The sequence below is a fragment of the Myxococcales bacterium genome (assembly GCA_016716835.1).
Taxonomy (GTDB): domain Bacteria; phylum Myxococcota_A; class Polyangia; order Haliangiales; family Haliangiaceae; genus JADJUW01.
In genome coordinates this window covers 68,367-81,159 of the sequence record JADJUW010000003.1, presented here as the reverse complement: position 1 = coordinate 81,159, position 12,793 = coordinate 68,367, and the positions used below count along the sequence as shown (strand labels likewise).

Annotated in this window: 16 protein-coding genes; 7 read left to right on the top strand and 9 right to left on the bottom strand. The window is 62.5% G+C overall.

Translation table 11 applies throughout. The features are described 5' to 3' along the window. Nucleotides 1–19: 19 nt before the first annotated feature. Together IPL79_19085 and IPL79_19080 are read right to left on the bottom strand one after the other, a co-directional pair. On the bottom strand, nucleotides 20–1,129 hold the full coding sequence (locus IPL79_19085) for a PilZ domain-containing protein (GenBank protein MBK9073079.1): 1,110 nt from the start codon (nucleotides 1,127–1,129) through the stop codon (nucleotides 20–22). 34 nt (nucleotides 1,130–1,163) lie between these two features. After that, nucleotides 1,164–2,576 carry a hypothetical protein gene (locus IPL79_19080; protein ID MBK9073078.1) on the bottom strand — a complete coding sequence of 471 codons (1,413 nt, stop codon included), beginning with the start codon at nucleotides 2,574–2,576 and terminating at the stop codon, nucleotides 1,164–1,166. 247 nt (nucleotides 2,577–2,823) lie between these two features. Here IPL79_19080 and IPL79_19075 point away from each other — a divergent pair, with 247 nt between their 5' ends. Further along, entirely contained in the window at nucleotides 2,824–2,982 is a 159-nt protein-coding gene (locus IPL79_19075; GenBank protein ID MBK9073077.1) for a hypothetical protein, read from the top strand. Nucleotides 2,983–3,091: 109 nt separating this feature from the next. Further along, nucleotides 3,092–3,487: a ferredoxin family protein gene (locus tag IPL79_19070; protein MBK9073076.1), complete on the top strand. Its 396-nt coding sequence runs from the start codon at nucleotides 3,092–3,094 to the stop codon at nucleotides 3,485–3,487. A gap of 85 nt (nucleotides 3,488–3,572) precedes the next feature. On the opposite strand, the gene IPL79_19065 is transcribed toward IPL79_19070, so the two are convergent. Together IPL79_19065 and IPL79_19060 are read right to left on the bottom strand one after the other, a co-directional pair. Continuing rightward, nucleotides 3,573–4,385 carry a hypothetical protein gene (locus IPL79_19065; GenBank protein MBK9073075.1) on the bottom strand — a complete coding sequence of 271 codons (813 nt, stop codon included), beginning with the start codon at nucleotides 4,383–4,385 and terminating at the stop codon, nucleotides 3,573–3,575. 171 nt (nucleotides 4,386–4,556) lie between these two features. After that, on the bottom strand, nucleotides 4,557–4,970 hold the full coding sequence (locus tag IPL79_19060) for a hypothetical protein (protein MBK9073074.1): 414 nt from the start codon (nucleotides 4,968–4,970) through the stop codon (nucleotides 4,557–4,559). Nucleotides 4,971–5,230: 260 nt separating this feature from the next. Between IPL79_19060 and IPL79_19055 the strand changes: the two genes are divergently transcribed. The 4 genes from IPL79_19055 to tolB are packed head-to-tail and all read left to right on the top strand — an operon-like array spanning nucleotide 5,231 to nucleotide 8,481. Further along, the gene (locus IPL79_19055) at nucleotides 5,231–5,941 is read left to right on the top strand and encodes a MotA/TolQ/ExbB proton channel family protein (protein MBK9073073.1); all 711 of its coding nucleotides are present in this window, start codon (nucleotides 5,231–5,233) and stop codon (nucleotides 5,939–5,941) included. Between the two features lie 28 nt (nucleotides 5,942–5,969). After that, nucleotides 5,970–6,428 carry a biopolymer transporter ExbD gene (locus IPL79_19050; GenBank protein ID MBK9073072.1) on the top strand — a complete coding sequence of 153 codons (459 nt, stop codon included), beginning with the start codon at nucleotides 5,970–5,972 and terminating at the stop codon, nucleotides 6,426–6,428. A 44-nt stretch (nucleotides 6,429–6,472) separates the two neighbouring features. Further along, nucleotides 6,473–7,168 carry a hypothetical protein gene (locus IPL79_19045; GenBank protein MBK9073071.1) on the top strand — a complete coding sequence of 232 codons (696 nt, stop codon included), beginning with the start codon at nucleotides 6,473–6,475 and terminating at the stop codon, nucleotides 7,166–7,168. Nucleotides 7,169–7,197: 29 nt separating this feature from the next. After that, nucleotides 7,198–8,481 (top strand): Tol-Pal system beta propeller repeat protein TolB, encoded by a 1,284-nt coding sequence (tolB, locus tag IPL79_19040; protein MBK9073070.1) that lies wholly within the window; start codon nucleotides 7,198–7,200, stop codon nucleotides 8,479–8,481. A 9-nt stretch (nucleotides 8,482–8,490) separates the two neighbouring features. On the opposite strand, the gene IPL79_19035 is transcribed toward tolB, so the two are convergent. Genes IPL79_19035 through queF form a run of 3 tightly spaced genes read right to left on the bottom strand, consistent with a single transcriptional unit; the run spans nucleotide 8,491 to nucleotide 10,796 of the window. Beyond that, entirely contained in the window at nucleotides 8,491–9,642 is a 1,152-nt protein-coding gene (locus tag IPL79_19035; protein MBK9073069.1) for a hypothetical protein, read from the bottom strand. After that, a complete protein-coding gene (locus tag IPL79_19030) occupies nucleotides 9,639–10,418 on the bottom strand; it encodes an ABC transporter ATP-binding protein (GenBank protein ID MBK9073068.1) in 780 nt (259 codons plus the stop codon). Before IPL79_19030 ends, IPL79_19035 begins: the two co-directional genes overlap by 4 nt. 3 nt (nucleotides 10,419–10,421) lie before the next feature. Continuing rightward, a complete protein-coding gene (gene queF, locus IPL79_19025; GenBank protein MBK9073067.1) occupies nucleotides 10,422–10,796 on the bottom strand; it encodes an NADPH-dependent 7-cyano-7-deazaguanine reductase QueF in 375 nt (124 codons plus the stop codon). A gap of 454 nt (nucleotides 10,797–11,250) precedes the next feature. Between queF and IPL79_19020 the strand changes: the two genes are divergently transcribed. Further along, nucleotides 11,251–12,006, top strand: a complete 756-nt coding sequence (locus tag IPL79_19020) for a class I SAM-dependent methyltransferase (GenBank protein ID MBK9073066.1) — start codon at nucleotides 11,251–11,253, stop codon at nucleotides 12,004–12,006. An 80-nt stretch (nucleotides 12,007–12,086) separates the two neighbouring features. Here IPL79_19020 and rpsU read toward each other — a convergent pair whose 3' ends face one another. Continuing rightward, complete coding sequence (rpsU, locus tag IPL79_19015; protein MBK9073065.1) at nucleotides 12,087–12,335, bottom strand: 30S ribosomal protein S21; 249 nt, start codon at nucleotides 12,333–12,335, stop codon at nucleotides 12,087–12,089. Nucleotides 12,336–12,423: 88 nt separating this feature from the next. Beyond that, nucleotides 12,424–12,606: a hypothetical protein gene (locus IPL79_19010; protein MBK9073064.1), complete on the bottom strand. Its 183-nt coding sequence runs from the start codon at nucleotides 12,604–12,606 to the stop codon at nucleotides 12,424–12,426. Nucleotides 12,607–12,793 lie beyond the last annotated feature (187 nt).

Below are 12,793 nucleotides of genomic sequence, written 5' to 3'. Positions count from 1 at the left end.
GCCGGCATTGCCGCGCCGACTAACTCTTTTTTAAGAACGAAAAATAGCGCTCGGGCAGCTCGTCCATCATGAGCTCGCCGCCGCACGCCTCGCAGCGAAAGACGGGCGCACTGCCACCCGCGGCGAGCAACGCGGCCGAATGCAAAAGCCGCTCCTCCCCATGGCCACAGGCCGCGCAAAGGTACGGCGCAAACAGGGACGAAATGGTGCCGGTGCCGAGCATGCCCGTCACGCGCGAGGCCTGCAGCATAAACGGCACGCTGCAGGTGTGAAACTCGTAACCTTGCAAGGGCGCGGCCTCGAGGAATTCACACCAACGCGCGACGCCAAGCGAGTTGATATAGCGCACCTGCGACATGTCAAAATCGACGCGGCCGACCACAATGTCGAGCAGCGACGCAAATGACGTCGCCTCGGTGATGTGACCCTTCATCACGACGCGCGTGCGATTGGTCTCGTCAATAATCTCCCATTGTGTCAGCCGGGCGAGCAGCTCGGTGGTGCGCTCATCGAGGAAGGCAAAGCCGGCGCCGGCGATGTGTTGGCCGTCGCGCGGCTGCGTCCAAATGACGGTCGCGGCGATCGCGACGTCCGCCTCGCCAGGCTGGGAGATCACGACCTCGAGCTTTGTCCCCTCGCTAATGTTATCGCGGGTTAGGAACCGTACGCCATCGGTCGAGATGTTGGTCGCCTCGCCGAGCTCGACCCCGGCCCTGACGATGGCCACGCGTGCCGCTCGCGTGCCGTGGCGCGGCAGGCGCAAATGCACGCAAAGCACATCGTAGAGCTCGTCGGTGGTGATTGGGGCTACCAACACCTCGTCGCAACCGCTGGCGGCAATCTGAGCCAGCTGCGCACTTGCCAGCCGGCCCGAGCTTACGAGCACCACCCGCGTTGCGGGTGACGTGGCCTTGACCCGCGCGATCTCTTCGAACAACGCGGCGTTGTCGGCGTGGAGCTCGATGGCGGCCAGCGCGCAGGGCACGGCCAAGGCCAACTCAGTCCAGCTCGGCCCGTCGCCCTCGACGACGGCCAAGGTCAAGGCAAAGTCGCCGCACAACTTGGTGATCAGCGGCGACCGCAGGTGCCGCATCAGGGTTTGGTTGGGACCAACCACAATCCGTGTCACGCTGGCAATTTAGCACGGTGCCCCAAGCGCACCCTTACGTCACCACCAGAATCAGCGTCACCAGCGCAAACAGCACCACCAGCGCGGCACACCACGCGATAATGCCGCGATAAAATGTCGGCCTGTCGTAGCCATCGCGTTGATTGCCAAGGTGTTCGATCTCGCCGGCATGCGCGGAGATCATCGACTTGAGCCGATCGACGCGCGCAAATAATTCTTCGGTATCAGGCGCCGGCAGGCGGTGCAAATTCATCAAGGTGCCGAGCGTGACCAGCCGCCGCTGAATCTCGCCATCGGCCTGCGAAAAAGCGGCGGTGTTGCGCGCCTGTTCGGCATCGAGCTCAACCAGGCGCTGGCGATGGCCTTCGCGCGCATCACGCAGATTGGCCTTGGCGCTATCGAGCTCCGCCCGCGCGACCCGCACCGCGTCGCGTGCCTGCCCCAGCGGCGTCTCGATCACCGCCAACTTGCGATCGATTTCTTGGTGCTCGCTATGCAAGATGCCCGCCTCACGGCGATGCTGCTCCACCGTGTGCCGAAGCTGCGTCGCGGCGTCCGACGCGCCGAGGCGGGCCGCCTCCTGCTCGCGTTTGGTCGCCGATTTCTCGTAGGCTGCGGCGCGGCTGCCAAGCTCCTTGGCGTGGTCGCGCAGCTTGCGCCGTTCGCCGTCGAGCCGCTCATATTCGCGTTCGGCGGCGGCCAGGCGCCGCTCCGCATCGCTCACCTGGGTCAAGCGTTCATGCTCAACCTCGGACGAGCGCGCCATTTCATCATTGCGCCGGGTCGTGATCTCGACCGATTTCTGGCCGTGCGTCTCGCGGGCCTGCTCGGCGCGCGTGATCGCGTTGTTCTCCTCGTCGAGCGCCTTGTTTGAGACGCCCGCGGCGCGCGCGGCGCGGCCTAAATCGCCGAGCACGAGCTCAAGCGCGGTGGTCTCTTGCACCACGCCCAGCTCGAGCTGGGCGATCGCCTTGCGTCGCACGCGCCGCGCGCGTAGCACCGCCACCGTATAGCGCGCCTGTGCCACAAGTCCGGAATGTGGACATTTCGGCATGGCCGTCACATCCGGCGGCGTGAACACGCGCGTGGGAAATGTCGGTCGCCGCAAGCGCCACTGCGTCCGCAGCTGATCGGCACCCTCGGCAAGCGCCTTGGTCGACAGCTCGGCTACTTCGGGCGCAGGCCGCGGTGGCGCCGCCACCGTTGCCTCGGTGCCAGACACGATGGACTCGCCATCGCTGCGCGCCGCGAATGCCTGCTCGAGCCCAGCATCAGGCGCCGTGTCGCGCGCTTGCTGCCGAGGTGGTGGCAACGGCACGCGCCCCGATGGCCGCCGCGGTGGCTCGCCCGCCGCGGGCAGGGGCACGATTGGTTGCGCAAGCTGCGGCAAATGCGCCGATGATGGCACGGCTGGTGTCGTCATCGCCGGCACAGGCGGCACCGGCATGGACGCGCTGCTGCGCGTCGGCAACGGCTGCAGCGCGCGCGCGCACGCCGCGCAACTCGCGGCGTCTAACGCGTTCTCGGCGCTACAATGAGGACAAAATCGCATGGCTTGGGGCTCGGCCTAATAATGATCGCAGGTATTGCCGCGGTTTTCGACGAGGCTTATGTGGGCAGCTATCCCACGCGTGCCGCCCCACCTTTGGCATTGCGCCAGGGACGCTTTCGCGTCACGCTTAAATGGAGGATTTATGGGCGTAAAGCACAGCATCGAGACGGCAATTGGCAAGGCAGGCGAATGGGTCGCGGCGGTCGTTGACTCGCTCACGCTGCCGGCAGCAAAGCCCGTGCTGGTCCCGGTCCCCGTGCGCGAGCCAGCCTCAGGCGGCCGCGGCCGCCACCGCCGCTAGCGTCAATTTACCGTTGGCGCGCGCCGCGGAACGGCAACCGAAATAGTGGCGGTGCCGCGCGGCCTCGGCTACAAACGGCCCACGCGGGCCTGCCCCGCCAGGAGTTCTTATGGCTTACGTTGTCGCTGATCCTTGCGTGAAATGTAAATACACCGACTGCGTCGCGGTGTGTCCCGTCGACTGCTTCTACGAGGGCAAGAATTCACTCGCGATTAACCCCGACGAGTGTATCGACTGCGGCGCCTGCGAGCCCGAGTGCCCAACCACCGCAATCTTCGAAGAGAGCGAGCTGCCCGCAAAGTGGGCCATCTACAAGGACATCAACGCCGTGGTATCGGGCGCCAAGAAGGCATCCGAGATTGACGCGAGCAAGCTACCTCCGGCCCTGGCCGCGAAGCTGCCAACCGTCACTACGTGGGCCAACATCACGGAGCAAAAAGCTGCGATGCCTGGCGCCGACGAGGCCGCCAAAGAAGACGCCAAGCTCGCCGCGCTAGAACTTTAAGCGTTCACGTTGCACGACGCCTGGGTGCGTCGGATCGCCTCGCTCATCGCGGCGCGCGAAGGGCGCCGACGACGTGAGCGCACGCTTACGGGCGCGCGTTATCGTAGCAATTGCCGCCGTTGCCTTCGTCTTCCGGATCGAGGCTAACCATGAGCAGGCCAACGTCTTTGATTTCGTTGCCGTAAGCAAATCCGAGATACGGGCTGCCTGGGTCGTTGATACAACCACCGATTCCGACCGCGTTATCCGAAGCGTCGGAGCCGATCACGTTGAGCTCGGTGACGTTAAACGGCATTGGCTCGGTGTAGAACACGGCCGGCGCCTCGCCAACGATGCAATCATAGCTGCCGTCTTCCCATAACGAACTCGCGCTGTTTGCATCCAAATACGTCGCGAACAACGAGACCATTGAGAAATCTACGAATTGGTCTTCGACCTGCGCACACGTAAGGTCTTCCATGACAGCTTCGGTCGTGGCGAAAAAGCCCCAATTGAGCTGATAGAAGCCGTAGTCGAGCTGCGTGCTAAACGCAACCGCGGCGACATTATTGGCGTCAATGCGCTCCGTCTTCGAACGCGCGTAGAGCGTTTGGCTGGCGTCGAGCAGTTCGACCCAGACATCGACCTGACCCTCGACGAACGCTGAGTAACCGCCGCCTTCGGTGCAGTTATACGCAACGCCTTCGACGGCCGATTCAGAGGCGCCGACCGGCCAGGTGTAGACGACGACGGTGAAATCGCCAGCTGGACAGCTTACGGGCGCGTCGATATTTACGAAGCTCCACGACACGTCTAGCTCGCGACCTTGGTCGTCTTCGCCCGAGGTGAAGATACAACCCGTCGCCCCGAGCGCCAAGCTCATCGCGGCCGCGGCCATACCATTTGAAAATTTGCTCATTGTTCTACTTGTCATTGCGGTTTTCATAACTCTCCTTCAAACGGACGGGTACGGACGATCAACTTGGACCCCACCCCTTACAGTACGGGGCAAAGTATCTAACTGTCTGTGATGTTGCGCAACTAGTGGTGATGCCAGAGTGACGAATACCGGACGACGACAATACCGTCGCTAACGACAGATACAGGCATGGTCGACACAAAAACTGGCAGGACTTGCCGCCACCGGTGTGATGACATGCACAACGACGGCATCGAGCCGCACCACTTCGCCGTTGTGGATTTCGCGGCTGATGGGAGCAGGTGCGATAAACGTGCCATACACGGCCTCCTCGGCCGTAGCGCATTCGGGGGCCATCGATAGCTCCACCTTGCCCGCAGGCACCTCGAAACGCGTGACGCCATGCCCGTCGGTGCAGGGCCAGCTTGCAAAGGCCGGCGCCTCGCCATCGTCCCACCATAGGCGCATGCGCTCGATCTGAGCGCTGGCGCACGACACACCCGCGCCGAGTGGAACTTGCAGCGACCAGCTTACTTCGACTGCGCCCCCAGAAATTTCTGTGCAGGCGGCCGCGGCCAGACTCACCAGCGCGGTCAGGATTGTGCCCGCCCCGCGCGACGCAGCGCGACACGCGAGGGGCAGCAAGCGAGCGCGGTCCGCGGGCACGCATTGCATCTTGCCACGAGATAACTCGCCAAAACATGCGCACCACGCATTTCACCATCAACACGCTGGTTCGACGCCACATGTGCCCGACTATTCATCCTCGGGGCCGCCAAAACGCCCGGGCTGAGTTGACCCAGCGAAGCGAGGCGTGCCATGTTTCCATTTGTAACATGCTGAATATGTTAGATTCTTTATCGGCGGTGCCGGCGGCCGGGGCGGCGCGACAGACTGATATCGTGTCGATTCTCGCGCACGCGCACTGGATCGTGCTTTCGGTCATGGTGCTACTAGCCGCGATGTTTTTCATCAGCGTCTACATCATGATTTTTAAGTGGCTGTATATGCGGCAAGCGGCCCAGCAATCGACCTCATTCCTCGAGTCGTTTTGGAAGTCGCGCGACATCGAGCAAATTTACCAGCGCGCCCAGGGCCTCGACCGTAGCCCCATTTCACAGATGTTTACCGCCGGCTATACCGAGCTGGCCAAGATCACCGCCGACGACCGCATGCGCAGCGATCGCGAAGGCAACTTAGATAACATACATCGCTCGCTACGCCGCGCGCAAACCGCGGCCACCACGCGCATGGAATCGATGGTGCCGTTTTTGGCCACGACTGGCTCGGCGGCGCCGTTCATCGGCCTGTTTGGCACCGTCGTCGGCATTATGCTGTCGTTTCAAGAAATTGGCCGCACCGGCAGCGCGACCCTGCAGAGCGTCGGTCCCCACATCGCCGAGGCCTTGCTAGCGACCGCTATCGGCCTGGTCGCGGCCATCCCGGCGGTCATGGCCTACAATTTTTTTGCGCGCCGCATCAAGGTCATGCGCTCCGAGATGGAGACGTTTGAGCAAGACTATCTAAATATTATTAAGCGCCATTTCCTCGCCTAGCGCGTCTAACACCCCATAGAGCAACCCCATGTCGATGAACCTAGGTGGCGACAACGAGCTAAACGCGGAGATCAACGTCACCCCTATGGTCGACGTGATGCTGGTGCTCCTCGTCATCTTCATGGTGACGGCGCCCATGATGAACACCGGCGTCGATGTCGACTTGCCGCCGGTGAGCGCGCAGCCGCTTGATGACCCGCAGGGCAAGCTGGTGCTCAGCATCGACCGCACGAACAAGCTCATGCTCGGCAAGACGCCGATTGTGTGGGCGGACTTACCCGCCAAGCTATCGACCAACGAGCGGCTAAAGCGCGAGGGCGCGCTTTATATCGAGGCCGATAAGACCCTGCCATACGGCGTGGTGGTCACGGCAATGGCGGTTGCGCGAGGCGCCGGCGTGGCCAAGGTCATGATGCTCACCGATCCCGGCAATCAAATCGATTTGGCGCAGCTCGACTTAGGCGTGCCCGCGGGGGCGCCACAATGAGTCGCGGCGCGAGCATGCCTCGCCACGCGCAATCGCCGCGCGCGATGAAAAATATTTCACTCATGGGGACCGTCGTGGTCGCGATGATGTTCGGCGGGGGCGTCTATGCCTCCCATCTGCCCACGCGCGACGAAGGCCCCGCGATCGAACAGTTCGAGGCGATCGAGGCCGCCCTCGCCATCAAGTCAGATAATGCGCCGACCAAGCAGCCGCAAAAAGATGTCGCGCCGCCGCCGCTTACGGAGCCTCCGCCTGGCGTATCGCGCGATGCGGATGCCAAGGTGCCGATCGAACCTCTCAAAGATGCCAAACCGGTCGCCAAACCAGATCTAGCCTCACAGTACGACCAATTTCGCCGCGCTAGCGACGACGCCGGCCCCGCCAGCGACCCAAGCGCGATTGGCTCTACTGACGGCAGCGACAAAGGGTGGGCGGTCGCGAATAAGGGCGATCCGTACAATCGCGAGATTGCGGGCGCGGCGATGGAGTTTTGGGAGTATCCGAAGATTTTAGCTGGCGCCGATGCGGGTGCGCCCGCGGGCTGCGTCGTGCAGGGTGCCGATGGCGCGATCAGCAAACGTCGCCTCGCCGAAACGACCGGCAACGACACGCTCGACGATGCCGCCGCGCGCGCACTCGAACAATTTGTGACTAAATGGAATGAAGCGCCCAAGCCGGTGCCAGCGCACCTGCTTGGCGGAAAAGCCTCGAGGGAGATATGCATACGATATACGCTGTAACTCGTCATTCACCGCGTGCATTGCCCTGGTTGGCCATCTGTGGCCTTGCCTGGTGTGTCACCTTGGTGCCGCATGCGACGGCGCAACCGGCGCCACCCGCCGGTGTCATCATCGACGTCGCCGGCGCCAAACACACCGCCTACCCCATCGCCGTGCCGCAGGGCGTGGCAAGCGACCTCGCGGCGTCGCGCGAGATCGCTGAGGTGTTGTCGAAAAATCTAGCGATCGCCGGCTATTTTAAGGTGCTCGATCCAAAGTCGTTTCTTGCCGACTTAGCGGTAGAGAGCATGGGAATTGACCCGGCTAAATGGCGCGACGTTGGCGCCTACGGGGTGGTGAAGTATCGCGCCACCACCACGGGCGACCGCATCGCCCTTGAGTTTCGTTTTTACGAGGTCGCCAAGGGCGCCGACGTTCGGCTGACGCGCACCTATAGCGGCAAAAAGGCCGACGTCCGAGGCTTTGCTCACCAATGGAGCAATGAGCTGGTGAAATACCTAACGGGCGAGCCCGGCTTTTTTGGCTCGCGCCTGGCGTTTGTCACGAAAAAGGGCACGTCGAGCCAGGTTTTTGCGATTGATTGCGATGGCGCGAACGCCACCGCCATCACCCGCAACACGTCGACCAACATCTTGCCGGCGTGGTCGCGCAGCGGCGCCCTGGTCGCCTTTACGTCGTACATGCGCAACAATCCCGACTTGTACGTGGTGGGCGCCGGTGGCGGTCGGCCGCGCAAGGTCGCCTCGTACAAGGGCATGAATACCGGGGCGTCGTTCTCGCCCGATGGCTCGCAGCTCGCGGTGACGCTGTCGAAAGACGGCAATGCAGAAATTTATATCATCAATGTGAGCGATGGCAGCATCGTGCGTCGCATCACCAACGACCGCGGCATCGACACCTCGCCGGCGTGGTCGTCCGATGGCCGCGAGCTGGCGTTTGTGTCGGATCGCGACGGCAGCCCACAAATTTACGTGGTGAGCGCCAGCGGAGGCACGCCCAAGCGGGTGTCGCAAAATGGCAACTACAACACCACGCCAACGTGGTCGCCGCGCGGCCGCGTGCTGGCGTACACCACGCGCGATGGCGGGCGCTACGACATCGTTACGCTCGACCTGACCACAAAGGTCATGGCCCGCATCACGCAAAATGAAGGCAACAACGAGGAGCCGAGCTTTGCGCCCAATGGCCGCGCCATCGCCTTTGCCAGCACCCGCCCGGGCGGCGCCGGCATTTACATCGCGCCGGCCGACGGCCAAGGCACGGCCGTAAAAATCTGGTCCGGCGCAGCGACCGGCATTGATTGGGGCCCGTAGCTGCAAGCCCTAGCGCGCGCCGAGCGCGAACGCCGCGCCCGCGCCAAGCGAAAATAACAGTAGATGCAGCGCGAGCGCGGCGAGCCCTGCCATGCGGGCGGCACCCGCGACGCCGAGCACCGCCGAAAGGCGCTGCATCTTGACGTCGCGATTGTTCACGCGCGCGTAGTCAAGCGCGGCAAGCACCACGCCGGCAACCGTCGCCACCGCCCAGCGCGGCCAGCCTAACCACGGTGCGGCCAAGACGGCGCCTATGCCGATGGCCAGCCACAACCCGCGCATTGGAAAGCGTCGCCGCAACACCATAAACGTGACGCGCCAAAGCGGCCCATGAGCGCCAGGCCACAGCCGGCACCACAGCGCCTCGATTGGCGATACTGGCTGAATTTCGACATGCGCAAGCGATTGCCGATCGAGCGCAACGACCTCGGTGAGCGCGCGCGAAAAATGCTGCGCGCTTGCGGCGCGCGCTACCAACACGAGAACGATCGACGCGAGCACCGTCGCAATGGCGCCGAGCAGCAAGGGTGTACGCGCGACGCCGCCACCCAGCAGCCAGACCGCCGCCAAGGCGACGCCGCCCACCACCGCGGGCAAGGCGCCGAGCCACACCACACGTGGCGGGCGAAATTCGCCGGCCATGGTGTCGACCAGCGCGTGCGTCTTGTCGCTAGCAACAAGCAGGCCGCCCAAAAAAACCGCCGCCGTGCCCGCGCCGGTTACCCAAGCGTAGGCCGCAAGCGTCGCGAGCAGCGGCGCAAATGGCTGCCTTTGCAGAGCGGCGAGCAAGACCACCGGCGCAAACAACCACGCGTTGCGCCGAGCCTGGTGAAGCAACGCGACGTCGAACATGCCGCGCTGGGGCAAGGCCAACCGTTGCCACAGCCGCGCGTCACGCCGCCAAAACATCGCAAAGGGCGCGGCCACCACCGCGCCGACGATCGCAATCGCCAGCGCGCCCCATGGCACGAGCCACATCGTCTGGCGCGCCGCGTACGCCGCCAGCGCGCCGCCACCACCGACCCAGGCGATGAGCCACCACGACCAAACGCCACGCCGCCGCGCGTGGTGCTCTAGACGCATCCAGCGGCGAAAGGCGGATGATGCCATCGTGGCCACCGCGGGGCCCGCGACACGCACCTGCAAGCCCGCGTCGCTCACGCCTCGCGCGCCTTGCCGTCGGCGACATGCGCGACGTACGCCGCGCGCAAATTTCCGTACGTGAGCTGCCACGTCTCGCGCGACATGTCCGCAATCAGCTTGCCGTCTTCCATCATGATGGCGCGCGTGCAAATTTCTTCGGCCAGCTCGAGCATATGCGTCGAAAAAATGAGCGCGGTGTCGGGCGCCGAGGCCTGGCGCATCACCGCGTGCAGGGCGCGCTTCATCGCGTGCGGATCGAGGCCGTTGACGCTTTCATCAAGCAACAGCAGCTTGACCGGACCAACCAATGCCGCCGCGAGCGAGACGCGCTGGCGAAGCCCGAAAGAAAGCTCGCGGCACGGGCGATGCGCGTACGGCTCAATCCCGAGATCGGCGAGCAGTGCGGCCACGACCTGCGTGGTTTCGCTATTGTCGGGCAGGCCCCTGGTTTCGGCGACAAATCGCACGTGCTCGGTGACGGTCAAAAATTCGTAAAGCGATGGCGGCTGGTCAGCAAACCCGACGTGGGCGAGATGCCGCACGCTGGTGGCGGCGCGGCCGCGGCCGGCCATCTCGCCTCCCATGACGTTGACGGTGCCCGCCGAGGGCGCCACGCCGCCGGTCAAGGCGAGCAGCGTCGTGGTCTTGCCCGCGCCATTGGCGCCAAGCAGCGCGATCCGCTCGCCGCCGCAAATCCGCAGCGAGAGCTGGTCGACCGCGAGGCGGCGGCCGTAGTGCACGACGACGCCATCGAGTGTGGCCAAGGTTGGCGCCGCCGGATGCTCGGTCGCCATGCCTTAGCCGCGTCCCTGGGCGCTACCCGCGGTGTGCGTCACGATGACATTGGTCGCGATGCCGCCGCGCACCCAGAACTTGCCGGTGACGGTGACGCTGCGTGGCGCGATGGCGGCGACGATGTCGTCGCAAATCTTGTTGGTCACGGCCTCGTGAAACGCGCCCTGGTCGCGATAGCTCCACAGATAGAGCTTGAGCGACTTGAGCTCGATGCACAGGGCGTCGGGCACATAGTCGATGGCGATCGTCGCAAAATCCGGCTGTCCGGTAAGCGGACAAAGACAAGTAAACTCCGGGCAATCAAACACGATGTGGTAATCGCGCGTCGCTTTGGGGTTGGGAAAGGTTTCAAGCGAGGCTTGCGGCCTGGTGGACATGCGCTCTCCTACCACAAAGTGCCACACCTGGGCGCACGCACCTACCTAACCGTTTGGAATCTTTGTTGATTATGTAATCTTGCGAACCGCAGATCGCGTGCCATATACTTGAGATGCACCATGTGGTTGCCGGCGGCACTAAGCGGATGGGTTAATGATGATTCACGTGATGACGTGCCGTCGCCACGGGCCGATGCGCCCAATGTGAAGGCCTGGTTGTGGGAGCCGCGACATTTTGCGCGGGCCGCCGCCAGGCTCTGGCCATTTGCTAGAGGAGGAAGACGCAACATGCACTGTAAACAGAACGTACGTCAATCGGAAGTACTCGTGTCGGAGGGCATTTTCTAACTTCCTCCTAACCGCGCCGTAAGGCGCAAGAGTCTTCGCAAGGGCGGCCGCAAGGTCGCCCTTTTTTTATGCGCGCGCTTACGACGGTATATGCTTGGTGCCCCTCATGACGTCACCGCGCAACACGTTTTCGGAAGCCTCGGCGTCGTACGCGCGGGCGCGACCGAGATACCCCGAGCCGCTGTTCCATTGGCTCGCCTCACAGTGTAGCCGCAAGGTAGCCGCATGGGATTGCGCCACCGGAAATGGCCAGGCAGCGGTTGGCATAGCGCCGTACTTTGAGCGCGTCATCGCGACAGATGTTAGTGCGGCCCAAATTGAACAAGCGGCGCAGCTCGCAAACGTTGAGTACCGCGTCGCCAGTGCCGAGGCGTGTGGCCTCCCCGCGCATCAAACAGATCTCATTGTGGTCGCGCAGGCACTGCATTGGTTTGCTACGAATGCGTTCTGGCAAGAGGTCAGGCGCGTTGCCGCACCGGGCGCCTTTTTTTGCGCCTTCGGTTATGCCTGGCCGCACGTTTCGCCAGCCATCGATAAAGCGCTAGTCGCGCCATTTCGCGCGCTGGTTGAACCCTACTGGGCAGAAAATAATCGCCTGTTGTGGGACGGCTATCAATCAGCCGCCGTCGGCTGCCCGTTCCCACACGTAAGCGCGCCGGCCTTCGCGATCGAACTAGAGTTGTCGTCGCAACAACTCGCCGAGTATTTAATGACGTGGTCGGCCTATAAAGTGAGCCGCCAAAACGCGGATGTCTCGGCCGCTGTCGATGACCTACTCGCACGAGCGGTTGCCAAAATCGACGAGAACGAACCCATCTCGGTTCGCATGCCGCTTGCTATCTTGTCGGGGCGCGTCTGCTAGCGACGGAGCGCTATTGCAAATCCCGCACTTTGCAGTGCAACTACTCGATTTTTTTTAACTAAAAAGGGTGGTGAGTGACCCTAAGTACGCTCGGGCTTGGCGCCGGCCATGGGGGTGAAGGAGACCTTGCGCTTCATTTCGCGGCGCGTGCGCTTCTTGGCTTCGCGCGATTTACGCTTCTTTTTGACGCTCGGTTTTTCGTAAAACCGGCGGCGCTTGATTTCTTGCAAGACGCCTTCTTTAGACATCTTTTGCTTGAGGATCTTCATCGCCTTTTCAAGGCTATCGCGAACCTCAACTTCAACTGGTTTTCCGAATCCGTTGTCCATAAATAGACTGAGGTAGGTACTCTATTGCCCAGGCGAGATCAAATAGATCGGGAAGCCAATTAGAGCCAGCAGGTGCCCACCCGGTCTCCTAAGCCGCTTTTTGTCTGTAAAACAGCGTAATCGTTAAACAATGAAACTCTGAATCTGACGATTGCGTCACGATTTTGTCGAAAATTTCAACATCTGGGTGAGTTGCGATCCATTCGGTTATGTATTCGCCCAGAACCTCGCGTTCCTTCGCTTTGGTGGCTGAGAAAACCTTAACGCCGATGGGACCTGACGCTGAAATTGAATTAGATGCTGACTGTTGAATGGCTGCCACGACGCCTCCTCCTTGCCCAATCTCCTAGCGAATTCGCCAAGATCCCAGAGCCTTCTTTGTAGCGCATTTTGTATTTCCGTCAAGGGCCATAAATACAGTGCAGCGAGAACTGTCTTGTAATAATTAAGGATAGTTA

Coding starts and splice junctions, on each gene's coding strand:
- IPL79_19080 (MBK9073078.1), bottom strand. CDS start 2,576: ATGCCGGTGCCGCCTGTGCCGGCGATGACGACACCAGCCGTGCCATCA.
- IPL79_19075 (MBK9073077.1), top strand. CDS start 2,824: ATGGGCGTAAAGCACAGCATCGAGACGGCAATTGGCAAGGCAGGCGAA.
- IPL79_19070 (MBK9073076.1), top strand. CDS start 3,092: ATGGCTTACGTTGTCGCTGATCCTTGCGTGAAATGTAAATACACCGAC.
- IPL79_19065 (MBK9073075.1), bottom strand. CDS start 4,385: ATGAGCAAATTTTCAAATGGTATGGCCGCGGCCGCGATGAGCTTGGCG.
- IPL79_19055 (MBK9073073.1), top strand. CDS start 5,231: ATGTTAGATTCTTTATCGGCGGTGCCGGCGGCCGGGGCGGCGCGACAG.
- IPL79_19050 (MBK9073072.1), top strand. CDS start 5,970: ATGTCGATGAACCTAGGTGGCGACAACGAGCTAAACGCGGAGATCAAC.
- IPL79_19045 (MBK9073071.1), top strand. CDS start 6,473: ATGAAAAATATTTCACTCATGGGGACCGTCGTGGTCGCGATGATGTTC.
- IPL79_19030 (MBK9073068.1), bottom strand. CDS start 10,418: ATGGCGACCGAGCATCCGGCGGCGCCAACCTTGGCCACACTCGATGGC.
- queF (MBK9073067.1), bottom strand. CDS start 10,796: ATGTCCACCAGGCCGCAAGCCTCGCTTGAAACCTTTCCCAACCCCAAA.
- IPL79_19020 (MBK9073066.1), top strand. CDS start 11,251: ATGACGTCACCGCGCAACACGTTTTCGGAAGCCTCGGCGTCGTACGCG.
- rpsU (MBK9073065.1), bottom strand. CDS start 12,335: ATGGACAACGGATTCGGAAAACCAGTTGAAGTTGAGGTTCGCGATAGC.